General features: G+C 69.4%; 13 protein-coding genes and 1 pseudogene. 13 read left to right on the top strand and 1 reads right to left on the bottom strand.

The window, feature by feature from the left end; translation table 11 throughout:
- From NS4_RS17115 to NS4_RS17075, 10 genes and pseudogenes are all read left to right on the top strand, one after another.
- On the top strand, nucleotides 1-6,057 hold the full coding sequence (locus NS4_RS17115; RefSeq protein WP_063060526.1) for a non-ribosomal peptide synthetase: 6,057 nt from the start codon (nucleotides 1-3) through the stop codon (nucleotides 6,055-6,057).
- Nucleotides 6,054-10,718 (top strand): non-ribosomal peptide synthetase, encoded by a 4,665-nt coding sequence (locus NS4_RS17110; RefSeq protein ID WP_084487413.1) that lies wholly within the window; start codon nucleotides 6,054-6,056, stop codon nucleotides 10,716-10,718. The genes NS4_RS17115 and NS4_RS17110 overlap by 4 nt, the downstream gene beginning before the upstream one ends.
- A gap of 142 nt (nucleotides 10,719-10,860) precedes the next feature.
- Nucleotides 10,861-11,616, top strand: a complete 756-nt coding sequence (locus NS4_RS17105; RefSeq protein WP_063060524.1) for a thioesterase II family protein — start codon at nucleotides 10,861-10,863, stop codon at nucleotides 11,614-11,616.
- A 14-nt stretch (nucleotides 11,617-11,630) separates the two neighbouring features.
- On the top strand, nucleotides 11,631-12,947 hold the full coding sequence (locus tag NS4_RS17100; RefSeq protein WP_169811772.1) for a beta-ketoacyl [acyl carrier protein] synthase domain-containing protein: 1,317 nt from the start codon (nucleotides 11,631-11,633) through the stop codon (nucleotides 12,945-12,947).
- 55 nt (nucleotides 12,948-13,002) lie between these two features.
- A pseudogene (nbtC, locus tag NS4_RS17095) lies at nucleotides 13,003-15,981 on the top strand (nocobactin polyketide synthase NbtC); the annotation flags it as partial.
- Between the two features lie 132 nt (nucleotides 15,982-16,113).
- On the top strand, nucleotides 16,114-17,235 hold the full coding sequence (locus NS4_RS33895) for a class I SAM-dependent methyltransferase (RefSeq protein ID WP_157106096.1): 1,122 nt from the start codon (nucleotides 16,114-16,116) through the stop codon (nucleotides 17,233-17,235).
- 62 nt (nucleotides 17,236-17,297) lie between these two features.
- On the top strand, nucleotides 17,298-18,278 hold the full coding sequence (locus NS4_RS17090; protein ID WP_063060553.1) for a daunorubicin/doxorubicin resistance ABC transporter ATP-binding protein DrrA: 981 nt from the start codon (nucleotides 17,298-17,300) through the stop codon (nucleotides 18,276-18,278).
- Between the two features lie 146 nt (nucleotides 18,279-18,424).
- On the top strand, nucleotides 18,425-19,204 hold the full coding sequence (locus NS4_RS17085) for an ABC transporter permease (RefSeq protein WP_063060521.1): 780 nt from the start codon (nucleotides 18,425-18,427) through the stop codon (nucleotides 19,202-19,204).
- Nucleotides 19,201-19,965: an ABC transporter permease gene (locus NS4_RS17080; protein ID WP_063060552.1), complete on the top strand. Its 765-nt coding sequence runs from the start codon at nucleotides 19,201-19,203 to the stop codon at nucleotides 19,963-19,965. Before NS4_RS17085 ends, NS4_RS17080 begins: the two co-directional genes overlap by 4 nt.
- A 144-nt stretch (nucleotides 19,966-20,109) precedes the next feature.
- Nucleotides 20,110-20,553: a hypothetical protein gene (locus NS4_RS17075; protein WP_157106094.1), complete on the top strand. Its 444-nt coding sequence runs from the start codon at nucleotides 20,110-20,112 to the stop codon at nucleotides 20,551-20,553.
- A gap of 48 nt (nucleotides 20,554-20,601) precedes the next feature.
- On the opposite strand, the gene NS4_RS17070 is transcribed toward NS4_RS17075, so the two are convergent.
- Nucleotides 20,602-22,617 carry a M13 family metallopeptidase gene (locus tag NS4_RS17070; protein WP_063060519.1) on the bottom strand — a complete coding sequence of 672 codons (2,016 nt, stop codon included), beginning with the start codon at nucleotides 22,615-22,617 and terminating at the stop codon, nucleotides 20,602-20,604.
- 795 nt (nucleotides 22,618-23,412) lie between these two features.
- On the opposite strand from NS4_RS17070, the gene rplN reads away from it, so the two are divergent.
- From rplN to rplE, 3 genes are read left to right on the top strand one after another with little or no spacing between them, the layout of a single operon-like run.
- Nucleotides 23,413-23,781, top strand: coding sequence for a 50S ribosomal protein L14 (gene rplN / locus NS4_RS17065; protein ID WP_014349098.1), 369 nt, complete (start codon nucleotides 23,413-23,415; stop codon nucleotides 23,779-23,781).
- A gap of 1 nt (nucleotide 23,782) precedes the next feature.
- On the top strand, nucleotides 23,783-24,100 hold the full coding sequence (gene rplX / locus NS4_RS17060) for a 50S ribosomal protein L24 (RefSeq protein ID WP_039822452.1): 318 nt from the start codon (nucleotides 23,783-23,785) through the stop codon (nucleotides 24,098-24,100).
- 1 nt (nucleotide 24,101) lies between these two features.
- The gene (rplE, locus tag NS4_RS17055; RefSeq protein WP_063060518.1) at nucleotides 24,102-24,665 is read left to right on the top strand and encodes a 50S ribosomal protein L5; all 564 of its coding nucleotides are present in this window, start codon (nucleotides 24,102-24,104) and stop codon (nucleotides 24,663-24,665) included.
- The last annotated feature ends 3 nt before the right edge of the window (nucleotides 24,666-24,668 follow it).

Raw genomic sequence — 24,668 nt, 5'->3', positions numbered from 1 at the left:
ATGCCGACACTGGATGAACTCGCCGAACTCATGCGGGTCCGGCTGGCCGCGGAAGGACTGGACGCCGCACCCGAGGTCCCGGCGCGGCGCGATCCGCAGCGGGCCCCGCTCTCGTTCGGCCAGCGGTTCGTCTGGGCGCATCAGCAGATCGCGCCGGACAGCACCGCCTACAACGTCTGCCAGGTCCTGACCTTCCGCGGGGAGGTGCACGACAACGCCCTGAGGCAGGCCTTCCTGGCATTGGCCCACCGCCACGAGGTACTGCGGACCACGTATCACGTCGACGAATCCGGTAACCCCTACCAGCGGATACATACCGAGCTCGCGCCCCGGGTCACCGAGGCGGACCTCACCGGCACCGACACCGCGACCGCGTGCCTGCGCGTCGAGGAACTCGTCGCCGCGGCCGCGCGCGAGAAATTCGATCTCTCCGCCGAATCGTCCCTGCGGCTCACCTTCGTCCGCCTGGATGCCGAGACGGTGGTCGTGGCGTTGGTCATCCAGCACATCGCCTGGGACGGAATGTCGCTGGCGGCGTTGTCACAGGATGTGCAGCGGTTCTACCGGGAGGCGCTGACCGGCGAGATCCGGGTCGAACAGCTGCCCCGGCAGATCGCCGACTACGCGGAATGGGAACAGGACCGGTACGCGAAGGCCGACCACACCGCCGACGACGAATTCTGGGCCGGGCAATTCGACGGGGATCTACCCGAACTGCCGCTGCCCTACGACCGGCACCCGAGCGTGGTCACCGAACGGGGCATGCGGTCGGACCGGCTGCTCGGTGCCGCCGCGGAAGCGAAATTGCGTTCGGTCGGCGAGCAGTTGCGTGCCACACCGCTGCAGGTGTTCCTCGCCGCCTGCTATCTCTCGCTGCGGCAGCTCACCGGAACCCGGGACATGGTGGTCGGGACCGCGGTTGCCAACCGCGAGGAATCCGGGACCGAACAGCTGATCGGCAACCTGATCAATATGTTGCCGCTGCGGCTCACCGGCGGGTCGGCCGGGACGTTCGCGGACCTGGTCCGCCATATCGGCGAGGTGACCAACGCGGCGTTCGCGCACAAGCACTACCCGCAGGAGGCGATCGTGCGGGCCGTCAATCGCGCTACCGGAAATATCGGCTCGCAGTTGTTCGACGTGCTGGTGCTCTTCGTCCAGCAGCAGTTCCAGGGGCCCCGGCTACCCGGTGCCGCCACCACCTGGCGGCTGGCCGATCACGGCGCGTCCCTGCTGCCGCTGGCGGTGGAGGCGTTCATGCACGCCGACCGGGTGGAAGTGCAGATCACCTATCGCACCGACCTCTTCGACGCCGCCACCGTCGACCGGCTGCACGACTACCTCGACCGGACCCTGGCGCACGCGGCCCCGGAAACACCGCTGGACCGGCTGCTGGTGCTCAGCGATACCGACCGCGACAGGCTCGACGCCTGGTCGGCCGGGCCGCGCGTACCGATCCAGCGCGACACTCTGGACGGCATGATCCAGGCCGCGACGGCAGATCACCCGGACCGGGTCGCGGTGGTGTTCGGCGATATCGAGCTGACCTATGCCGAATTCGGTATCCGGGTGGCGGCGTTGGCGCGGCTGCTGGCCGAGCGCGGGGTGCGCCCTGGGGACAGGGTCGGTGTATTCGCCGAACGCAGTGAACAGCTTCCGGTGATCTTCGCCGCGGTGTTGCGGGCCGGAGCGGTCTACACGCCGATCGATCCCGGCTATCCGGCCGACCGGATAGCCTTCCTGGTCGCCGATGCCGCGCCGGCGCTGCTGGTGCGTTCGGTCGGCGCCGATCGCTTGCTGCCCGCGGCCGACGGTATACCGGTCGTGGACCTGGCCGACGGCGAGATCGCCCGTGCGTTGCGGCGTGCCCGCGGACTGCCGGCCGAACCGGTCCGCCCGGTTCATCCGCTGGATGCCGCCTACCTGCTCTACACTTCCGGCACCACCGGCCGCCCCAAGGGCGTTGTCGTCGGTCACCGGGCCGCCGCCAATCATGTGCAGTGGATGCGCGACCATTTCGGTTTCGGTGCCGAACGAATTCTGCAGAAGGCGCCGATCGGGTTCGACGTCTCGGTGTTCGAGCTGGTCAACGCCCTGTGTACCGGATCGGCGACGGTGCTGCCGCCACCGGACTGGTGGCAGGCCGATGTGGAGGCGCTCACCGAGATCATCGACCGGCACCGGATCACCCAGATCTCGCTGGTACCCAGTGTGGTTCGCGCCCTGCTGGACTCCGGCCCCGATCCGGCGAAATTGCGCTCGATGCGGTTCGTCTACCTGGGTGGTGAGGCGGTGCCGCCGGCCCTGGTCGCGGAGTCGAGCCTCGTCTTCGGCGGAACGGTGCTGGGTCTGTACGGCCCCACCGAGGCCGCCATGGACATCACCCACGAGGATTTCGCCGGGGCACCGGAACAGGGCCCGGCGCTCATCGGGGTGCCGGAGGCCAATTCCTCGGTATTCGTGCTGGACGAGCAACTGCGGCGGGTGCCCGCCGGGGTCACCGGTGAGCTGTACCTCGCGGGAGTCCAGCTGGCACAGGGCTACCACAATCGCCCCGGTACCACTGCGGCGACCTTCGTGGCCTGTCCGTTCCTGGGCGAGGCCGGGGCACGGATGTACCGCACCGGCGATATCGCGCGGTGGAACTCCCGCGGCCGCCTGGAATACCTCGGGCGCGCCGACGACCAGGTGAAGATCCGCGGGCACCGGATCGAACTCGGTGAGGTCGGTTCGGTACTGCGGCGGGTGTCCGGGGTCGCGGACGCGGCGGCGATCGCGGTGGCCCACGGCGCGGATACGGCGTTGGCCGCCTACTACGTACCCGAGATCGATTCGCCGCTCGCGACCGACGGCGAAGCCGAGAACGCCACATTCCTCCGGGCCCGGCTGGCCGAACGGCTACCCGACTACATGATTCCGGCGGCGCTGATCCGGCTGGGCCGGCTCCCGCTGACCGTCAACGGCAAACTCGACCGCTCGGCGCTGCCGCTGCCCGATCTGGGTAACGACGCCGGGCGGGGCCGTGCGCTGCGCGACGCCGCCGAACACACGGTGGCCGAGGCCGTCCGGTCGGTGCTGGCGCTCCCCGCCGCGACGGTGCTGGCCGCGGACGACGATTTCCTCGCCCTGGGTGGTGACTCCATCAGCGCGATCCGGTTGGTGTCGGCGCTGAAGAAGAGCGGTCTGGCGATCACCACCAGCGCGCTGTTCGAGGCACGCACCGTCGCCGCGATCGCGGCGGCCGCCACACCGATCACCGGTACCGCAACCCCCGTCCTGCTCGACGCGGGGAGCACCGGCTGGATTCCGTTCGGTCCCGCCGCGTCCGAACTGTCCGACACCTATCGCGGGTACAGCCGGGCGGCCGCGCTGGTGACCCCCGCCGGCACCACGGCGCGGCAGCTCACCACCGCACTCGGCACCCTGGTCGATCGACACCCGCTGCTGCGGGCCCGGATCGGCACCGGCCCGGACGGCCGCAGCGCCTACTACGTGCCGGGGCCGGACGAGGAGACCGTGCGCCCCGTGGTCACCGAGGTGGAACTCCCCGCCGGGCAATGGGACCGCGCCGGGGAGGTACTGGCCGAACAGGCGCGGGCCACGGCGGCGACGCTCGATCCCGCGGCCGGGACCGTGATGGGTGCGGTCTGGGTCCGAACCCCGGACCGGACGGCCGGACGACTGCTGCTGGTGATCCACCAGTTGGTGGCCGATCGGTTCTCCTGGTCGATCGTGGCCGACGATCTGCGCCGGCTGTGGTCGGATGAACCGATCGGGACCGCCGCGGGCACCTCGGTGCGGACCTGGAACACGAACCTGCTCCGATACGCGGCAACCGAGGCGGTGGCCGGTGAGCTCGGCTACTGGCGGGCCGTCGTCGCGGGTGCGGATCGACTGGTGCAAGCAGCCGACTTCGACCCGGCCGACGCCACTGTGCAGGTCATCGCCGAACTCGGCGGCGAGGATACGGCCTTCCTGACCGAGACCGTGACCGCCGCCTTCGGCTGCGATTTCGAAACTGTCCAGATCGCCGCGCTGACTGTGGCCGTGCACAAGTTCCGACGCGCGCGTGACCGTGACACCGCCACCGTATCGCTCACCGTCGACGGGCGCGGCCGGCCAGAGAACCTCTTCCCCGGAGCCGATCCGGCGCAGACGGTCGGCTGGTTGGCGAGTCCGTATCCCGTGGTACTCGATATCGGCAGTGGGGCCGGGGAGCCGGATACGGTCGCCGCGGTCAAGGCGGTCAAAGAGCAACTGCGCGCGGTTCCCGGTGCCGGCATCGGCTACGGCCTGCTGTGCGCGCACGCCGACGCCACATTGCGGCCGGCGCCCGCGCGGCAGCCGAGATTCGGCTATCTGGGCAGTTTCACCGTGGGCTCGGCCGCCGCGGTGGGCGGGATCGCGCCGGAGTTCGGTCTCCCGGGCGACTTCACCGGACCGGACCAGCCGGTGGAGGCATTGCTCGATATCACCACGGCGACACTGACCGACGACGGCGATCAGGTGCTGCGCGCCACGGTGCGCTGCCCGGCGAAGGCGCTCACCGTGGCCGAGGTCCGCGAACTCGCCGACCACTGGCTCGAAGCCCTGCGCGAACTGGCGAAGACAGTGCGGGAGAACCCGGGCCGCCGGCTCACGCCCAGTGATGTACTCGCCGCCGAGGTGACCCAGCTCGATCTGGACCGCTGGTACGGCACCTACGGCGCCTACGAGGACGTATATCCGCTGGCACCCATGCAGGCGGGCCTGTTCTTCACCGCCCTGAGTGCCGGATCCGCGGACCTCTACAACGTGCAGACCCTGATCGGCGTCCGGGGCGATCTCGATATCGAGCGGTTGGCCGCGGCCTACGACACGGTGCTCAACCGTTACCCGAATCTGCGGATCACGGTCTCGGTTTCCCATGCGGGCACCCCGTACGGCATCGTGGCCCCGCACGTGGACATCCCCGTGCGCGAACTGGATTTCACGGCCGACCCGGACCCGGCGGCGCGGCTGGCGGAGTTGTTCCGGACCGACCAGGCCGAACAGTTCGACCTCGGCCGGGGCCCGATGTTCCGGGTCACGGTGGCGCGGTTGCCCGAATCCCGCCACATGATCGTGCTGACCATGCACCACCTGCTGCTGGACGGGTGGTCCGGACAGCTGCTGACCCAGGAGATATTCGCCGAGTTCGCAGTACCCGGGGCCGAGCCGCTCGCCGATCCGGCGACTTTCGCGCGGTTTCTGGACTCGGTCCGTCGTGGCGCACCGGCCACCGAAACGGCGTGGGGCACGGTGCTCGACGGTGTCGAACCGTGTCTGGCCGCGCCCGGGCGGGCCCCGGGCGGTTCGGCGCAACCGGTCGCGTGTGAGTTCGCGATCGAGGACGAACTGGTGCGGCGGCTCACCGCGCTGGCGGCCGAGACAGGGACCACCTTCGGGGTGGTGTGCCAACTGGCCTGGGCCAACGCGCTGCGTTACGTCACCGGAACCGAAACCCCGGTATTCGGGGAGTCGGTATCGGGCCGCCCCGCCGATCTCGACGGTGTGCACGAGGCCATCGGCTGCTTCGCCAATATCGTTCCCGCCGTGGTGCCGTTGCGTCGAGAACGTTCCTGGCGCGAGCACCTCGCCGACATCCAGTCGCGGCGGGTGGAACTCATGGAGCACCACCAGTACCCGCTCACCGCCGCCCTCCGGGCGACCGGGACGCGCAAACTCTTCGACAGCATGTTCGTGCTGGAGTCGTATCCGGCGCGCCGGCGGGAGCTGGCGGGCCTACTCGGTGACGCGGGGCTGGAACTGGTCTCCTTCGATGCCGGCGGCGCCACCGACAACGCGCTGCTGCTCATGATCTTCCCGGCGAACTCGCTGCTGCTCAGCGATCAGGTGCAGGCCGTCATCTTCTACGCCGAGGACGCCTTCGACGCCGATGACGCGCGGATCGTGGAAGCCTCCTTCCGCAACACCCTGCGCGATATCGCCGACCATCCCGACCGCCCGATCGAGGCGGCCCGGATCCTCACCGACGAAGACGAAGGGCTGCTGGTGATGCGGAGGATGTGGCAGTGAACGCCGAGATCGAGGACGTCCTGGCGCTGAGCCCGCTGCAGGAGGGGCTGTTCACCCTGGCGCAGCTGACCGCCGCGGGACACGATGTGTATTCAATCCCGTTCGCGGTCGATATCACCGGGCCGCTCGACACCGGGGTGCTGCGCCGCAGCCTGGAGGCGCTGCTCGTCCGGCATCCGAATCTGCGGGCGGTGTTCTGGGACGAGGACCTGCCCAAACCGGTGCAGATCATCCCGGCCGCGGTCGAACTGCCGTGGACCGAGCTCACGGCAACCGACGACGATGTGGACGCGGTCACCGAGGCGGAGACCAGGCGGCCGTTCGATCTGCGGAAGGGCCCGGCGCTGCGCGCGGCACTGGTGACCCTGCCTCCGGCCGCGGACGGTGCGCAACGCCGCCGCCTGATCGTCACCGCGCACCACATCCTGCTCGACGGCTGGTCGCTCGGCCTGTTCTTCGCCGAATTGCGCGTGTTGTACGCGGCCGGCGGCGTGCCGGGGGTACTGCCGCCGGTACGGCCCTACCGGGATTACATCGGCTGGCTGGCGGGGCGCGACACCGACGAGGTGCGACAGCTCTGGGTGCGGTATCTGGAACCGGTGAGCGGGCCCCTCATGGTGGCCGAAGGCGGGGCCGCGCCGGGCCTCGGCGGTCCCGCCGAGGCGGTACCGCCCGAGGTCACCCGGGTCGGGCTGACCGTGGACGAGACGCAGACATTGCGGAACTGGGCGCGCGAGCGCGGTCTCACGCTGAACACCGCGGTCCAGTTCGCCTGGACGGTGGTGCTGTCCCGGCTCACCGACCGCGCCGATACCGTGTACGGCACGGTGGTGACCGGGCGTCCCGACCAGATCTCGGGCGTGGACCGGATGATCGGCCTGTTCATCAACACCGTCCCGGTCGCGTTCCGGCTGGATCCGGCCGAAACCGTGGCCGCGAGTTGCCTGCGCCTGCAGCGCGAATCCAGCACGATGCGCGAGATCGGCTATCTGAGCCTGTCGTCGGTGCAGCTCGCCGCCGGGCACAGTGCGCTGTTCGACACGATGTTCGTGTTCCAGAACGCGCCGCTGGACGGGCTCACCGATGTTTCCGGCGACAGTGGCGTCCACTTCGAACCCGTGCTGTCGAAGAACCTCACGCACTATCCGCTGACGGTGGTCGCCCACGTCTACCGGGACGAACTGCTGGTCGCGGTGGAGGCCGTACCCGGCGCACTGCCGTACCGGCCCGCCGATATCGGGTCGATGATGCTCACCGTGCTGCGCCGGTTGCCCGGCGCCGCCGAGACCCCGACCGGCGCGGTGGAGGTCCACTCCGCCGCGGCGGCCGCCGGATTGCTGCGCGGCGCCGCGACACCGGAACTACCCGATACGGACGCCGCGGCCACGGTCTTCGAGCTGTTCGAACGCCAGGTCGCGGCCACCCCGGACGCGGTAGCGCTCGCCGACGCCACCCCTGATGATGCCGCGTTCGCCGGCGTCACCCCGGGTGATGCCGCGTTCGCCGATGTCACCCCGGACGGCACCACCGTCGGCCTCACATACCGGCAGCTGTACGACCGGGCGACCCGGCTGGCCCGTGAACTCGCCGTCGCGGGGGTCGGACCGGAAGACGTGGTGGCACTGTGCCTCCCACGCGGTGCGCGTTCGATCGTGGCGGTCTTCGCGGTCTTCGCGGCGGGCGCCGCCTATGTGCCCGTCGACGTCACGCTGCCGCCGGCGCGAATCGAATCGATTCTGCGGCAGTCCCGGCCGCGACTGCTGCTGACCGCGGCGGGATTCACGGCCGCTCCGGACGGGCCGCCGGCGCTCGACCTCGACGACCGGGCGGTCGCCGGCCGTATCGCGCGCCACCCGGCGGGTGCGCTGCCGGTGAACCGCCGACCCGACCACTGCGCGTACATCATCTTCACCTCCGGTTCGACCGGGGAGCCGAAAGGGGTCGCGAACACGCACCGGGCGCTGGTGAGCTATTTCGCCGACCACCGGGCCCGGGTGTACCGGCCCGCCGTGCGCCGGCTCGGACGGCCGTTGCGGATCGCGCATGCCTGGTCGCTGAGTTTCGACGCGTCCTGGCAGCCGATGATCGGGTTGCTCGACGGGCACAGCGTCCACGTGTTCGGTGAGCAGACCATGCGCGACGCCGCGGGCCTGGTGTCGGGGCTGACCCGGTTCGGAATCGACATGATCGATACGACTCCGTCGATGTTCCGTCAGCTGGAGGCCGCCGGGTTGCCGGGTGATCGGCTCACGGTCCTGGCGCTCGGCGGCGAAGCCATCGACGGGCAGCTGTGGGCTCGGCTGCGCGCGCTGCCCGATATCGCGATACACAACTGCTACGGCCCGACCGAGACGACTGTCGAAGCGGTGGTCGCGGACGTGACCGCGCCCGGCGGTCCGGCGTCGGCCACCATCGGCCTGCCGACCGCCGGAATGTCGGCCTACGTCCTGGATTCGCGGTTGCGTCCGGTGCCGGCCGGGGTGGTGGGGGAGCTGTACCTGTCCGGACCGCAGGTGGCGCGCGGCTATGTGGGGCGGGCCGCGGCCACGGCCGGGCGCTTCGTCGCCGACCCGATACACCCCGGGCAACGGATGTACCGGACCGGCGATCTGGTGCGGCACCGGCCGGAGGGCGGTCTGGAATATCTCGGACGCGCCGACGACCAGGTCAAGATTCGCGGCTACCGGGTCGAGATCGGTGAGGTGGAGACCGCGCTGCGCGATCTGCCCGGGATCTCGGCCGCCGCCGCGATCGTGCAGCGCCACGGTGAAAGCGCCGGGCTGGTGGGTTTCGTGGTACCCGAATCCGGTACACCGGTGGACCCGGCGCGGATGCGTGCCGCACTGGCCGAGGTGCTGCCCGCCTATATGGTGCCCGGGCGGCTCGTGACGCTGCGCGAACTGCCGGTCAACGCCAACGGCAAGCTCGACGTCCGGGCGCTGTCGGGTCTGGCCGAAGAACTGCGCGCGCGGCACGGCGAGGGCGGGTCGGCGACGCCGGCCACGGCGACCGAGCACACGCTGAGCGCGGTACTCGCCGAGGTGTTCGACGGCGGCGCACCCGGCGTCGAGGACGACTTCTTCGCGCTCGGGATGGACAGTATCGTCGCGATCTCGCTGGTCAACCGGGCCCGGCGGCACGGGCTGCCGGTGACCCCGCGCATGGTTGTCACGGCGCCGACGATTCGCGATCTGGCCGCCGCCATCGACGCGGGGGCGGCGGTGCCGGCGCAGCCGGAGGGTCCCGACTACGGATCGGTTCCGCCGCTGCCGATCGTGTCCTGGATGTACGCGCAACCCGCCTTCCGGCGGCTGGCACAGGGTGTATTGCTCACTCTTCCGGAGGGGATCACACGCCCCGAACTGGAAACTGTCCTACAGGCCGTGCTGGACGGGCACGACATGCTGCGGGCCGTACTGACCGACACTGCGGATGGTCCGCGGATACTCACTCGGGAACCCGGGGTCGTCTCGGCGGCGGCTGTGCTGACCGACCACCACACCGGCCCCGGCGGGACCGGAGCCGAACTCGCGGCCGCTGTCGGGGCGGCGGCTCGGTCGGCGATCGAGGAACTCGATCCGTACCGCGCACAGTTGCTGCGCGCGGTGCGTTTCGGCGGTACGTCCCGCGGGGACCTGCTGTTGCTGGCCGTCCACCACCTGGCGGTGGACGTGGTGTCCTGGCATATCCTCATCGCCGATCTGGCGCATGCCTGGGCGCAGGTCGCGGCCGGCGCGGCGCCGCGGGTCGCCGCGGAACACACCTCGTACCGGCGGTGGTCGCGGCTGCTGTGGGAGCGCGCACGGCAGCCGGATGTGCTCGCGCAACGCGACTACTGGGCCGCCCAGGTGCAGGCCCCCGATCCGATACTGGGCGGGCGTGCCCTGCGCTCCACCGATACCTGGGCGTCCCTGCGGTTCATCGGAGTGCCGGCCACACCGGCCACCACCGCGCGCATCCTGCGGTCCGCGCCGGGGCAGGACGGCGTTCGTGATCTGCTGCTGGCCGCGCTGACCGCGACATTGGCGTCCTGGCGGCGTGCGCGGGGTCAGGACCACCGGGCCGGCGCACTGGTCGCGTTGGAGAGCCACGGGCGGCCGGATATCGCACCCGACTGCGATACCTCCGCCACGGTCGGCTGGTTCACCAGTGTCTTCCCGGTCCGGCTCGGTACCGGCGAGCACGCCGTGGATGTCGGCCGGGCCGAGTCCGAACCGGAGGCGGCGCGGGCGCTGCTGGATTCGGTGAGCGCGCAGATGCGCCGGATACCCGAGCAGGGATTGGATTTCGGGCTGCTGCGCGATATCGCCGGTGTTCCCGAGCTGGTGGAGGCCGCGTACCCGCAGATCGAGCTCAACTATCTCGGCCGCATGGACCTCGGCGGACACAGCGAAGGCGCCTGGTCCATGATCACCGATCCGGAACTGGCAGAGGCCCTGCCCGTGGACACCGAACCGGATCTGCCGGTGCGGGCCGCCACGAGCCTTGTCGCCACCGTCGAGTCCACTGCGGAAGGCCCACAGCTGATCACCCGATGGGGGTTCAGCGAAGGGGTGTTCACCGCGGCCGAGGTCGAGCGGCTGACCGAGTTGTGGTCCCGGGCCGTCGCGGCACTGGCGGCGGCTGTGGATCCGTCCGGTCATGCCGCCGGGGAGCCGTGAGAACGCGTGGCCTCGAACACCATCCGGCCCCGAGGCAGTGCCCGGCGAAAGCCGCCGGAAGCACCGGGGCCGGTCCGGGCGGCCGGGTCCGGCAGCGTAACGCGCCGGTCGCCTCGACATCGAACCAGAGCGGAGTGAAGACATGCAGACACCAGGGTGGATCCGGAAGTTCCACAGATCGAGAGCGGCCGACCCGCTACCGCTGCTGATCTTCCCGCACGCGGGATCGGGGGCCTCGGCCTACCGGGCGCTGTCCAAGGCGTTCAGCGCGGATTTCGACGTTTTCGTCTTCCAATACCCCGGCCGCCAGGATCGGGCGAACGAGCCGGCGCTCACCGCACTGCCCGATATCGCGGCCGGTGCCTTCGCCGAATTCCAGGCGTCGGGGCTGCACCGCGGGCTGCCGTTCGTCACTTTCGGGCACAGTATGGGCTCGCTGGTGTCCTTCGAGTTCGTGCAGCTCGCCGAGGCGGCCGGGATGCCGGTGAACCAGGCCGTGATCTCGGCTGCCGTCGCGCCCTGTCGCGGCGAGCACCGCAAACCCGCCCCGACCGACGATGACGAGTTGCTCGACCATCTCGCGAAACTCGAGGGCACCGGTTCCGATGTGCTGGCCAGCCGCGAACTGATGCGGATGGCGCTGCCTGCCATCAAGGCCGACCACCGGGCTTCCGACGCCTACCGCTGCGATCCCGCGGTGAAGATCGCCACCCGGATCCACGCGGTCGGCGGTGACCGCGACCCGATCGTCGGTATCGCCGACCTCAACGGCTGGCGGCAACACAGCGGCGAGGTCGAGGTCACGGTGTTCGAGGGCGGGCATTTCTACCTGAACGACCACATCGCCGCCCTCGCCGACCTGGTGGCCGAGAGCGCGCGTTCGGGATCGAACGCATGACACGAGGATCGGCAATGGCTCAGGAATCCGATATCGACCACGTCGTCATCGCCGGTATGGCGGTCGAGGCGCCCGGCGGAATCGAAGAACCCCGCGCGCTGTGGGACGCGCTCGTACACTCCCGCGAACTCATCGGCCCGTTTCCGCGCGACCGCGGCTGGAACATAGACGAATTGCTCTCGCTGGACCGGCACGAGGGCTGGAGCCGGATCGAGGATGCCGGTGGGTTCGTCGACGCGGCCGCCGAATTCGATCCCGCTGTCTTCGGCATCGGCAAACGCGACGCGCTCGCGGCGGACCCGCAGCAGCGGGTCATCCTGCGCGCGGTGTGGCGCGCGCTCGAGAACGCCGGAATCAACCCTGGTGATCTCGCCGGGGCGGAAGTCGGTTGTTTCATGGGCGCCTCGCCGATGGAATACGGTCCACGCGGCTCGGCGGTCAACGAGTACTCCGGTCACCGGACGATCGGCTTCAGCACCTTCGGTATGGCGGGGCGGGTTTCGCACAGTCTCGGGCTGGTCGGTCCCTCGGTGAACATCGATTCGGCGTGCGCTTCGTCGCTGACCGCACTGCATCTGGCCGCCGCGTCCATCCGCGCCGGAGAATGCGACTGGGCCGTGGCGGGCGCGGTGAGTGTGATGGGGTCGCCGGGTGCGTTCTACGAGTTCTCCAGGTTGAACGCGCTCTCGGCCGACGGGCACTGCCGCTCCTACGCCGACAACGCCTCCGGCACGCTGTGGGGTGAGGGCGCGGGTGCCGTGGTGCTGGAACCGGAATCCCGTGCCCGCCGCCTCGGGCATCGGATCTACGGTCGCGTCCTGGCCTCCCATCACAACCACAACGGCGCGGGTAAACCGATTCTGGTGCCGCGGACCGACGCACAGGAACGGGTGATCCGCAGGACGATCGCCTCGGCGGGTATCGATCCCGCTGTGGTCGGCATGATCGAGGGCCACGGCACCGCCACCCGCGCCGGCGATCCGGTCGAGATCCGGGCGCTGCAGAACACCTACGGCGAGGCGGGCTCGACCGCCCTGCTCGGCTCGGTGAAGGCCAATACCGGGCACGCCCAGGCCGCGGCCGGAATGCTCGGCCTGACCAAACTCCTGCTGTCCGGGCTGCACGGCCGGATTCCCCCGACCCTGTACGCCGACACCCCGACCACCCGCGTCGACTGGGACCGCACCGGCCTGCGGCTGGCCGGCGAACTCACCGAGTGGAAACCGGTGGACGGCTACCGCTACGGCGCCATCTCGTCGTTCGGAGCCGCGGGAGCCAATGCCCACGCGATCATCGCGATGCCTGCCTGTGAGGAGAACGGCGATGTCTAGCCATCGGATGCCCGACGGGTCCGTTCCGGTCCTGCTGTCGGCGGATACGCCGGACCTGCTGCGCGAGGAGGCGGCGGCGATCGGGGCCTACGCGCGCGAACACACCGCGGTCACCGCGGGCGAGATCGCCGATATGCTCTTCCGGACCCGGGTGGCCCGCCGGCACCGGGCCCTGGTGCTCGTGGACGACGGGCAGACCCTGGCCGCGGCGTCGGCGGCGGTCGCGGCCGGACGGGAACACCCCGCGGTGATCCGCGGCAGTGCGGTGATCGCCCGTAAGCACACCTTCGTCTTCCCGGGGCAGGGTGGGCAGCGACCGGGCATGGGCGCGGTGTTCTACGACCGGGCCCCGGCCTATCGCGACGAAGTGGACCGCTGCGCCGCCGAGTTCGCCGAACTGTTCGGGGACGCGCCGCTGGAATACCTGCTCGACGATTCGGTGGCCGCCGATGATTCGGCGCGGACCGTGCAGCCCGCGCTGTTCCTGCAGATGGCGGGCCTGGCGGCACTCTGGCGGTCGGCCGGTGTGGAACCCGCCGCGGTGGTCGGGCACAGCCAGGGCGAGATCGCCGCGGCCTATGTGTCCGGGAAGATGACGCGCCGCGACGCGCTGCTGGTCGTCGGGGCGCGGGCCGAAGCGGTGGACCGGATCGCGCCCGAGGACTACGCCATGGCGGTCGTCGAGGCCGACCGCGAAGAGGCCGAGGCCCTGCTCGCCCGGCGGTCCGGCCGGGCCGAGGTGTCGGTGGTCAACTCGCCGCGCATGGTGGGTATTTCCGGCGATCGCGCGGTGGTCTGCGAGGTGGTCGACACGCTCGCCGAGGCCGGTCGGTTCAGCCGGGTCATCCGGGTCCGGTACCCGGCGCACACCGGTATGGTCAACAGTCTGCGGGCCGATCTGCGCGCGGGTCTGGCCGACCGGTTGACCGAGCGGTCCTTCCGGGACAGCCCGATCGCGGCGTTCGGTGCCACGCTGGGCGAGGCGTTCCCGGCCGAGACGACGCTGGACGACTACTGGTTCTGGAATCTGCGCAATATCGTCCGGTTCGACCGGGCGATCGCGGCCGCGGTGGCGGCCGGGGCCGATTCGTTCGTGGAGCTGGCCGAACATCCCACCCTGCAGCTCCCGCTACGAGAGAACCTGGAAACTCTGGCCGCTCCGGCCGAGACCACGGTCACCGGCACCTCGAGCCGGACCGCCACCGATCTCGCGCTGTTCACCCGCAACCTGGCGACGCTGGCGGTGAACGACCAGCACTACCGGTGGTCGGCACTGGCCACGGACACCGGCGACACCCCCCGCCCGCCGCTCCTGGATTTCCCGAATATGCGGATGAGCCGGCAGCGGCTGTGGTTGACGCTCGGATCCGATCCCGCACCGGCGCCCCGACCGGCCGTCGCCGTGCCGGCGCCGGTGACTCCGGTCGCGGTCGCGGCCCCGGAGCGGGTGGTACCCGCTCAGCTGCTCGTCGAGGAGTGGACCCGGCTGTCCCGCCGGAAATTGCTGGCGCCGCGCGCCATCGGGCTGGTGGACGCCTCCGGTGCCTGCGCCGAACTGGCCGAAGCGCTCTGCGCGCAGGCCGAGAACCACGGGGCGACCGCCCGGCTCGTCACCACCGAGGCCGGCGGCGACCTGGTGGGTATCGACGCCGTGGTCGTCCTGTTGCCCGCGGCCGCGGACGAGGATATGAGCGAAGCGGTCGCGGAATTCTTCGGCACCCGCGCCTGGTGGTCGAAACCGGACGCCGGGGTGGCCGACTTCTGGCTGGTCACGGTAGGCGGCGAAGCGGTGGTACCCGGTGACGAACCGCATCCGGTACCGGCTGCGGCCGCGGCCGGTTTCCGGTCGGCCGGTGCCGAGTATCCGGGCATCGCATTCCGGCATCTGGACCTCGCCGCCGCGACCGCGCAGACGGCCCCGGCGGTGCTCGCGGCACTGCACACCGCCGACGAGGCCGAACTGGCGATACGCGAGGGGAATATCTACGCCAAGCGGTTGACCGAGACCGAGCCCGGCGCCGATCCACTCGCCGTACCGCGGAATGCGCTGATCACCGGCGGCACCGGCAAGGTCGGGCTCGAGTTCTGCGCGCATTTCGCGCGGGCCGGTGCCCGGCGGATCACACTCGTCGGCCGCTCGGGCGAAACGGCGGAGGTGACCCGCAAACTGGCGCCGATCCGGGCGACCGGTGCCACTGTGCGGGTGCTGTCCGCCGATATCGGTGACCCCGCCGCGGTGCGTGCCCTGGCGGCCGAGTTCGGTGATGCCCCGGCCGATCTGGTCCTGCACGCCGCCGCCGATTACGCGGGCATCGAGGGCATCGAACTGACCGAGATCACCTACGCGAGGGTGGTCGAGCTGCTGCGCGCCAAAGTCGGTGGTCTCACCACTGTGCTCGACGCGCTCCCGCTCGCCGCGGACGCCCGGGTGCTGCTGTGCTCCTCGCTGGCCGCGACCCTGGGTGGCCGCGGCACCGTCGTCTACTCGGCGGCCAACCGGATGCTGGACGCTCTCGCGTACCGGTTACGTGCCGCGGGCGTGAACTGTGTATCGGTGCAGTGGGGTCAGTGGGCGGTCCACGAAGGGGTCGGCGCCGCCGCTATCTCCAAACTCGCCGAGGTCGGGTACCTGCCGATGCGTTCGGCCGATGCCATCGCGCTGGGACTGAGCGGACTCACCGGCAACGCGGTGATCACCGCCTTCGATTGGGACCGCGGCCGCGCGGTGTTCGGGGCGTTCGGTCACGGTCCGCTGCTGTCCGGATTGGTCACCCCGGCGGCCACCGCGGCCGTCCTGGAACCGGCCCCGCTCCCCGCCGGTCCGGCCGTCTCTCCGGTCCGCCGGATCGTGGAACTGTTCGCCGAGGTCCTCGGCGAGGACGATCTCGATTCCATCGATACGACCAAACCGCTGGTCGCGCTCGGCCTGGACTCTCTGCAGGCCCTGGAACTGCGCCGCCGCGTCCATCAGGAATACGGGTACGAACTGCCGGTCGGCGACCTCGTCGGCGGTGCCACACTCGACGACGTGGTCCGGCTGGTGGGGGAGCGGCCGGCGCTGCGGCAGCCCGCGACCGCGCTCCCGGCGACCTCGGCCCCCGCCACGCCGCCGCCCGGCACGCCGCCGCCCGCCGCGTCGCATCCGGTGGCCGCCGCACCCCTGGGTATGGACGACCTCGTCGCCCGGGCCCGGCGGGCGGCCGAACAGGTCGTCCCCGCGGATCTGGATGCCGAGCGGCTCCGCTCCGCCCGGCGCGACCTCGACCTGTTCGGGGCGCGCGCCATGCTCCGCGCCCTGGAACCGGTACTGCGGGACCGGGCCGTGCACAGCGTCGAGGACATCACCGAACGGCTGCAGGTCGCGGCCCGGCATCGCTGGCTGCTGCGGCAGTGGTTACAGGAACTCGCCCGCCACGGCACCCTGACCGGTGACCCGGACAGCGGTTACCGCTACGAACGGGAGCTGCCGCCCACGACGAGGAACGAACTCGTGCAGGCGTGCACCGATCTCGGCTACGCACCGGAACTGGCCACCTTCGTGAGCGGTACGAACGGACACCTCACCGAACTGATCCAGGACCGGATGCGGGTACAGGAGTTGCTGTTCCCGGGCGGGGATATGGTCACCGCGGAAGCGACCTATCGCGAGAACGCGATCAGCCGCTACCTCAACCACGCCGCGCGCGAGCTCGTCGCCGGGGTGGTCGACCGCCTGCGTGCGGACCGGTCGCCGGTGCGGATCCTGGAGCTGGGCGCGGGTGTCGGTGGAACCACCGACGATGTGGTGGCCGGGCTCAACGGTCTGCCCGTGGAATACCACTTCACCGATGTGTCGAATTTCTTCCTCGACGCGGCGCGCAGGCGGTTCGCCGACCGTCCGTGGATGCGGTTCGCCCTCGTGGACATGAACGCCGATCTCGCGCAGCAGCCGCGCTACGACCTCGTGATCGCCTCCAATGTGCTGCACAACGCGCATCACATCGGCCGTACGCTGCGCGAACTGCGCGAGTTGCTGAACCCCGCGGGCGCGGTGGTGTTCATCGAGACCGTGGTGGCACACAGCCAGTTGCTGACCTCGGTGCACTTCCTGATGTCGCCCGCGCCCGGGCAGCCGCACGCCGGGGCGACCGATGTGCGGGCGGGAACCGACCGGATCTTCCTGACCGAGGACGAATGGGTGGGGCAGCTCGCGGCATCGGGCCTGCGCCCGGTGGTGGTGCTGCCGGAGGCCGATCATCCGTTGGCGCTGCTGGATCAGCGCGTTTTCGCCGCCGTGCGCGACGCCTAGGCAGCCGGCGGATGTGCACGGGAACTCGCCGGACCGGCGGGGAACATCGAATGGAGAACACGATGTCAGAGAAACGGGCGGACTCCGGCGACGCGATAGTCGTCGAGTCCGTCGTGAAGTCGTTCGGCGAGGTGAAAGCCTTGCGCGGAATAGACTTCCGCGTACCGGCCGGAAGCGTGCTCGGTGTACTCGGGCCCAACGGCGCCGGGAAGACCACCACGGTCTCGGTGTTGTCCACTCTGATCCGCCCGGATTCGGGCCGGGCGGTGGTGGCCGGGTACGACGTCGTCCACGATGCCGCCGAGGTGCGGAAATCGATCATGCTGACGGGCCAGTACGCGGCGCTGGACGAAATGCTCTCGGGCCGGGAGAACCTGGTGTTGTTCGGGCGACTGCTCGGCCTGCGCCGCCGGGCCGCCCGGCAGCGCGCCGACGAACTGCTGGAACGGTTCTCGCTCACCGAAGCGGCCGACCGGCGGGTCGGGCAGTACTCCGGCGGTATGCGCCGGCGTATCGATATCGCGTGCGGGCTGGTGCGTTCGCCGCGCGTGGTGTTCCTCGACGAACCCACCACCGGCCTGGACCCGGTGAGCCGGCAGCAGCTGTGGGCACTCGTGCGCGAGCTCAAGGCCCAGGGGGTGACCATCCTGCTCACCACCCAGTACCTGGAGGAAGCGGATGCGCTGAGCGACAACATCATCGTGGTCGACAAGGGCACGGTGATCGCGGAGGGCACCGCCGATGTGCTCAAGGCGCGTTCGGGTTCGAGCTATTGCGAGGTCGTGCCGGTGGATCCCGGCGATGTGCCCGCCGTGGTGGCCGCGCTGTCGCCGCTGTCGGAGTGCACCGTCGCCGATTCCGCCGACCGGGTGTCGCTGCCCGCCCCCGACGGCGCCGCCACCCTGACCGCCGCGCTGGCCCGGCTCACCGAGGCCGATATCGAGCTGATCGATATCGCGCTGCGCCGGCCTTCTCTGGATGAGGTGTTCATCCGCCTCACCACGGGCGACGAGCAGCCCGACGCGGTAGAGGTCACGGCATGAGCGGTTCGGGCCCGGAGGCGGTAGCGAAGCGTGACCACGCAGGGCCTTCGCTCGTGCCCGATGAAGGCAGCATGAGCGGTTCGGGCCCGGAGGCGGTAGCGAAGCGTGACCACGCAGGGCCTTCGCTCGTGCCCGATGAGAACAGCATGGGCGAGTCGGGCCCGGCGGAGGGCCTGCGTTTTCCGCCCGGTTCGCAGTGGGCCGCGCTCAGCGAGCGGTCGATCCGGGCGGCCGTGCGGGAGGGCGATCTGATCCTCGCTTTCGCCGCGCCGCTGACCTTCTTCGTCTGTTTCTATGTGCCGCTGCGGAAATCGGTGGAGGCCGGCGGTGTCGACTACGCGCAGTATCTGCTGCCGCTGATCGTCGTGCACGCCATGTTCTTCAGCTCCATGTTCGCCGGCGACCGCGCGGCACGGGAGGTGGCCGGCGGTATGGGTACCCGGCTGCGGGCCATGCCGGTGGCGTCCTGGGTGCCGCCCGCCGCCCGGGTTTCGGCGAACCTGGCCCGGGCGATCACCGCGATCTGCGGCGCGCTGGTGATCGGTGCCCTGTTCGGCTTCCGCTTCCACGGTCTCGTCCCCGCCCTGGTGTTCCTGGCGCTGGTGCTCGGCTTCGGGGTGGCGATGATGCTGGCCACCGACGCGCTCGGTACCGCGACGGCCAATCCGCAGGTGGGCGCCACGGTGCTGTTCGTACCGCAGCTGCTGCTGGTCATGATCTCCACCGGTTTCGTCCCGGCCGAGGGCTTTCCGGGCTGGGTCCAGCCGTTTGTCCGCAACCAGCCCGTCTCCCAGGTGGCCGACGCGCTGCGTGGGCTCGCCGACGGGCGGTATCCGGAAGGACTGCCGGTGGCCGTGGCCTGGGTCGCTGGTCTGCTGTTGGTGGGCGCGGCCCTGGCGGTATGGACGGAAAGGAAGCGGCGGTGACAACATTCTTGGATCAGGCGCTGGTGGAGAGCGGTCGGCTGCTGCGGCGCTGGAGTCGCCAGCAGGAGGTGCTGTCGTCCACGCTGGTACTGCCGATTCTGCTGCTGCTCATGTTCGAACTGGTGCTCAGCCGTACGCTCGGCGTCCCCGGTGACGCGGAACCGCTGTACGGTTTCGTCCCGCTGATCGCCGTCGCGGGCGCGATGTACGGCGCCATGGGCACCGGGGAGTCTTTGTTCGGCGAGCGGCGCAGCGGTTTGCTGCGTCGCTTCTGGGTGTTGCCGGTACACCGGGCCAGTGCGCTGCTGGGCCGATTGATCGCCGAATGCGCGCGGGCCGCGGTCGCGACCCTGCTGGTGGTCGTGGTCGGGGTGCTGCTGGGTCTGCGGTTCGACAACGGCTGGGCCGGGGTGCTGGGCGTGCTCGCGGTCCCGGTGATCGTGGTCGCCGGCTTCACCCCGCTGGTGGTCGCGGTCGGCGTGAGCCGGGCCGGTGGTCAGGCCGTGCAGGTATTCGCGATCGTGGTGCTGGTCGGCATGTTCTTCAATTCCGGCTTCGTGCCGCTGGAGAACTATCCGGACTGGCTGCAGCCCATCGTGCGGGGGCAGCCGATGAGCTGTGCCATCGAGGCCATGCGCGGTTTCCTGCTGGGCGGGCCGATCGCCACACCCTTGGCGCAGACCGTGGCCTGGGCGGTGGGCTCGGTCGCGGTGTTCGGGGCGCTGGCCGTGCGCGGCTACCGCAAGGCGGCCGAGAGCTGAGTCCGGAACGGGAGAAAGGACCGCGGGCGGGCTGCTCCCGCCCCCCCACAGTCGGTTTGCGGCCGGGCTACAGACGGGCTCTGGGCTCCGTGCCGGTAATTCTCGGGTCTCCCGCCGGCGGGCGGCCGCACGTAGCGTGCGAGTATGCGTCGAATTACCCTGCCTCTCAGCATTATCGGCGCCGTCGTGGCCGGTTTGATCGGTCTGGCGGCGCCAGCGCACGCGGAATCGGTACAGACCACGCCACTGCGGACGCTGTCCAGCGGTCTGTGCGTCGGTGAAGTGCAGGTAACCGCGTGGAACGGGTCCGAACCCGGAACCGTCGGCATCTCGGTGCCTCCGGTATCCAGTTTGTTCGGTATCTCCGGTCTGTCCGGTGCGTGCTCGTTCGACCTCATCGTCCGCTGGCGCAACCTGGACACCGGAGCCACCGGAACCCACCAGATCCGGGAAACCGTAGGCAGTCCCGGCTGCGACATCTGGGTCTGCTCCGCCTGGCAGATCCGCCCCGGCTTCGGTCGCGTCGCTATCGAGGTCGCTTCGAATCTGCCGCACGTGCCCGGCTCGGCCGAAATCTTCGTTCCCTGAGCCGCGGGCCGTGGCGCCGGGGAGCGGCCGGACCGCTCCCCGCCGTGCTCACAGCTCGATGCGCTGGTCCTCGGGCAGGAAGAGTTTGTCCGTTTCCACCACTCCGAAGGTTCGGTAGAACTCCGCGATATTGCGGACCACCTGGTTCACCCGGAACTCGTCGGGAGAATGGGTGTCACCGGCGAGCAGCCGTTCGGTGACCTCGGGGGTCGACTTGGAGCGCCAGATCCGCGCATACGAATTGAACATGGTGTGGTAGTCGGGATTCGTGACGCCCTGGCGCTGCTCGGCGATCCGGTAGGCGGCCAGCGCGATCTGCAGCCCGCGCAGGTCGGCCAGGTTCTCGCCGACAGTCAGCGCGCCGTTCACATGCTGTTCTGGGGACAGCCCCTCGGGGACCAGGGTGTTGTACTGCTCGATGAGCGCCTGGGACTTGGCGTCGAAGGCGTCCCGGTCGGCGGGGGTCCACCAGTCGCGCTGGTTACCGTCCCCGTCGAACTTGGAACCCTGGTCGTCGAAACCGTGCCCGATCTCGTGCCCGATCACCGCGCCGACCCCGCCGTAATTGACCGCGATCTCGGCGTCGGAGTCGAAGAACGGCGGCTGCAGGAACGCAGCGGGAAATACGATTTCGTTGTTGGTGGCGGAATAGTAGGCGTTCACCGTCTGCGGTGAGGCACTCCACTCGGCTTTGTCCACCGGCTTCCCCAGCCGGTCGAAGGACCGCTTCACCTCGAAATCGTTGATGGCGCGCAAGGATTCGATCAGCTTGCCGCGGGTGACCTTCAACCCGGAGTAGTCCACCCACTTGTCGGGATAGCCGAGTTTGGTGCCTATCTTGTCCAATTTCTCGATCGAGGCCTTGCGGGTCTCCGGTGACATCCAGGTCGAGTTGGCGAAATTCTCCCGGTAGGCCGCCATCAGGTCGTCGACCATCGCAACGACCCGTTCCTTGGCCTCGGGCGGGAAATGCTTGTCCACGTACAGCTTGCCCAGCTGTTCGCTCAAATTACTGTCCACCGAGCCAACGGCGGACTTCCAGAGCTCGGGCCGCTGCTTCAGCCCGGACATCAGCCGCCCGTTGAAATCGAAGTTGGCGTCGGAGATCTCTTTCGGCAGCACGTTCGCGTAAGTCTTGAGCACCGCGAGTTTCAGATAATCGCGCCAGATCGCGCTATCGGTCGCCGCCCAGATCTTGCCCGCCTCGGTGACGAAGGAGGGCTGGTTCACCACGACCTTCGCGAACAGATCTCTGGGCCGGTCGGTGATACCGCGCAGCCACGGGTCCCAGTCGTATTCCGGGGCCAGAGCGGTGGCCTTGTCCCAATCGAAGACGTTGTAGGTGGCCTCCGCGTCGCGGTTGCGCACATTGTCCCAGTGGGCGGCGGCGATCCGGGTCTCCAGATCCAGCAGCCGGCCGGCCACCCCGGCGGGGTCGGGCATATCCGCGCCCTTGGCCAGGCGTTCCAGATAGGTCCGATAGCCGGCCAGTTCCTCGGCGAACTGCGGATCGCGATAGTACTGCTCGTTCAGGCCCAGCCCGGACTGGCCGATCGCGGGGATATAGGCCGAGGAATTCTTCTGATCGATACTCACCCCGATGCCGATCAGCCCGCCGATCGGCAGCCGGCCCATCACCTCGGCGAGAGCCGCTTTGTCCTTCGCGTCCTCGATCTCGGCGAACATCGAATCCAGTGGCGTCAGGCCCAGCCGCTCGATCTCGTCCAGATCCATCCGCGCGTCGTAGAGGTCGCGGATCTGCTGGGCCTCGGTCCCGTCCTCCGGGTCGCTGATGCTCTCGATGATCTCCCGCAACTGCTGCTGGGTGCGTTCCCCCGCCTCGCTGAACGCCCCGTAGGAGGTCTTGTCCGGCGGCAGCTGGTATTCGCGCAGCCATTTACCGTTGACGTGCCGGTAGAGATCGTCCTGGGGCCGGATCGCCGGATCGGAACCGCTCATATCGACGGTCACCAGCTTGATGGGTTGCGCCTCGGAGCAGGAGGCCAGCCACGCGGCCGCGGGCGCCAGCCCCAGCGCGACCAGGAACCCACGGCGATCGAGCATCGATCGACGATCCGATGATTTCAACGAAACCTCTCCCCGATGCGGGACCCGCACCTCTCTAGGCGAACCGGCCCCATGAGGCTACCGGCGCCCCACCCCGACGTCGCGCCGGGCGACACGGACCGACCCGGCCCCCGGGTCGTGGCCTTCGACCGTCGGGCTCCGCGTGTGCCGTCGACAGTCCAGAGAATGGCGACCATTGAGCACTTACAGTGATGTGAGCCTGCCCAGGCTGGTCGAGGCGCACGACAGCGTGCGCCTTCTGTCTACTCCGGACGGTCTACCTCGGTGGTCGGGGCCCGCCCCCGGTTCTGGAGCGACAGAGCGAAGGAGCGCAGCGACTGAGCGTGTGCCGTCGACAGTCCAGAGAATGGCGACCATTGAGCACTTACAGTGAAGTGAACCTCCCCAGGCTGGTCGAGGCGCACGACAGCATGGACCTTCCGTCTATTCCGGATGGTCTACCTCAGGGGTCGGGGCCCGCCCCCGATTCTGGACCGACGGAGCGAAGGAGCGCAGCGACTGAGCGGAGGAGGGAAGAATCGGGGTCACAGGGCCCCGACCCGCGCCGGAGGCGCGCAAATAAACACAGCCTCGATTTCGGTTTGAGCTGGGGGTTCGCTATCCTTGACCGGTTGCCTGTGGGCCCGGTGCCCGCGATTCGGCCGCGAACCCCCGGTGGTTGATCGTCGAGATCGTACAGAACCGCTGGTAGGCGCGCGTTCGGATGGTGACAGACCATGCCCGTCGGGTCGGCAATCCGGCGTGCTTATCGTCCAGGTCGAGGAGGCTGAAGTGATTCAGCAGGAGTCGCGGCTGCGCGTCGCCGACAACACGGGTGCCAAGGAGATCCTCTGCATCCGCGTTCTCGGTGGTTCGTCGCGCCGCTATGCCGGTATCGGCGATGTCATCGTCGCCACTGTGAAAGACGCCATCCCCGGCGGCAACGTCAAGCGGGGTGACGTCGTGAAGGCCGTCGTGGTGCGCACCACCAAGGAACGGCGCCGTCCGGATGGTTCCTACATCCGTTTCGACGAGAACGCCGCCGTGCTCATCAAGGCGGACAACGACCCGCGCGGCACCCGCATCTTCGGCCCGGTCGGGCGCGAGCTGCGCGACAAGAAGTTCATGAAGATCGTTTCGCTGGCCCCGGAGGTGCTCTGACATGAAGGTGCACAAGGGCGATACCGTGCTCGTCGTCTCGGGCAAGGACAAGGGCGCCAAGGGCAAGGTCATCCAGGCCTTCCCGAAGGAGAACCGGATCCTGGTCGAGGGCGTGAACCGGATCAAGAAGCACGTCGCGAACTCCGCGAACCTGCGTGGCGCCTCCTCGGGCGGAATCGTGACCCAGGAAGCGCCCATCCACGTGTCCAACGTGATGGTCGTCGACTCGGACGGTAATCCGACCCGGATCGGCTACCGCACCGACGAAGAAACCGGCAAGCGGGTTCGGATCTCCCGTAAGAACGGGAAGGACATCTGATATGACCACCACCGAGAAAGTGCAGCCCCGGCTCAAGCAGCGCTACCGCGAAGAGATCAAGGACGCGCTGAACAACGAGTTCAACTACGCCAACGTCATGCAGATCCCGGGCGTGGTCAAGGTCGTGGTGAACATGGGTGTCGGTGACGCTGCCCGCGACGCGAAGCTGATCAACGGCGCGGTCGACGACCTGGCCCTGATCACCGGCCAGAAGCCGCAGATCCGCAAGGCCACCAAGTCCATCGCGCAGTTCAAGCTGCGTGAGGGTATGCCGATCGGCGCCAAGGTCACCCTGCGCGGCGACCGGATGTGGGAGTTCCTGGACCGCCTGGTCTCGATCGCCCTGCCCCGTATCCGCGACTTCCGCGGCCTGTCGCCCAAGCAGTTCGACGGCAACGGCAACTACACGTTCGGCCTGAGCGAGCAGTCGATGTTCCACGAGATCGATGTGGACAAGATCGACCGTCCGCGCGGTATGGATATCACCGTTGTCACCACCGCGACCAACAACGAAGAAGGCCGTGCCCTGCTGAAGCACCTCGGCTTCCCGTTCAAGGAGAACTGAGAC

It is taken from the genome of Nocardia sienata NBRC 100364, from assembly GCF_001613205.1.
GTDB lineage: Bacteria > Actinomycetota > Actinomycetes > Mycobacteriales > Mycobacteriaceae > Nocardia > Nocardia sienata.
Note: the sequence above shows the minus strand (reverse complement) of the source record. Positions and strands in the feature narration are given on the sequence as shown.

Coding starts and splice junctions, on each gene's coding strand:
- NS4_RS17115 (WP_063060526.1), top strand. CDS start 1: ATGCCGACACTGGATGAACTCGCCGAACTCATGCGGGTCCGGCTGGCC.
- NS4_RS17105 (WP_063060524.1), top strand. CDS start 10,861: ATGCAGACACCAGGGTGGATCCGGAAGTTCCACAGATCGAGAGCGGCC.
- NS4_RS17100 (WP_169811772.1), top strand. CDS start 11,631: ATGGCTCAGGAATCCGATATCGACCACGTCGTCATCGCCGGTATGGCG.
- NS4_RS33895 (WP_157106096.1), top strand. CDS start 16,114: ATGGACGACCTCGTCGCCCGGGCCCGGCGGGCGGCCGAACAGGTCGTC.
- NS4_RS17090 (WP_063060553.1), top strand. CDS start 17,298: ATGTCAGAGAAACGGGCGGACTCCGGCGACGCGATAGTCGTCGAGTCC.
- NS4_RS17085 (WP_063060521.1), top strand. CDS start 18,425: ATGGGCGAGTCGGGCCCGGCGGAGGGCCTGCGTTTTCCGCCCGGTTCG.
- NS4_RS17075 (WP_157106094.1), top strand. CDS start 20,110: ATGCGTCGAATTACCCTGCCTCTCAGCATTATCGGCGCCGTCGTGGCC.
- NS4_RS17070 (WP_063060519.1), bottom strand. CDS start 22,617: ATGCTCGATCGCCGTGGGTTCCTGGTCGCGCTGGGGCTGGCGCCCGCG.
- rplX (WP_039822452.1), top strand. CDS start 23,783: ATGAAGGTGCACAAGGGCGATACCGTGCTCGTCGTCTCGGGCAAGGAC.
- rplE (WP_063060518.1), top strand. CDS start 24,102: ATGACCACCACCGAGAAAGTGCAGCCCCGGCTCAAGCAGCGCTACCGC.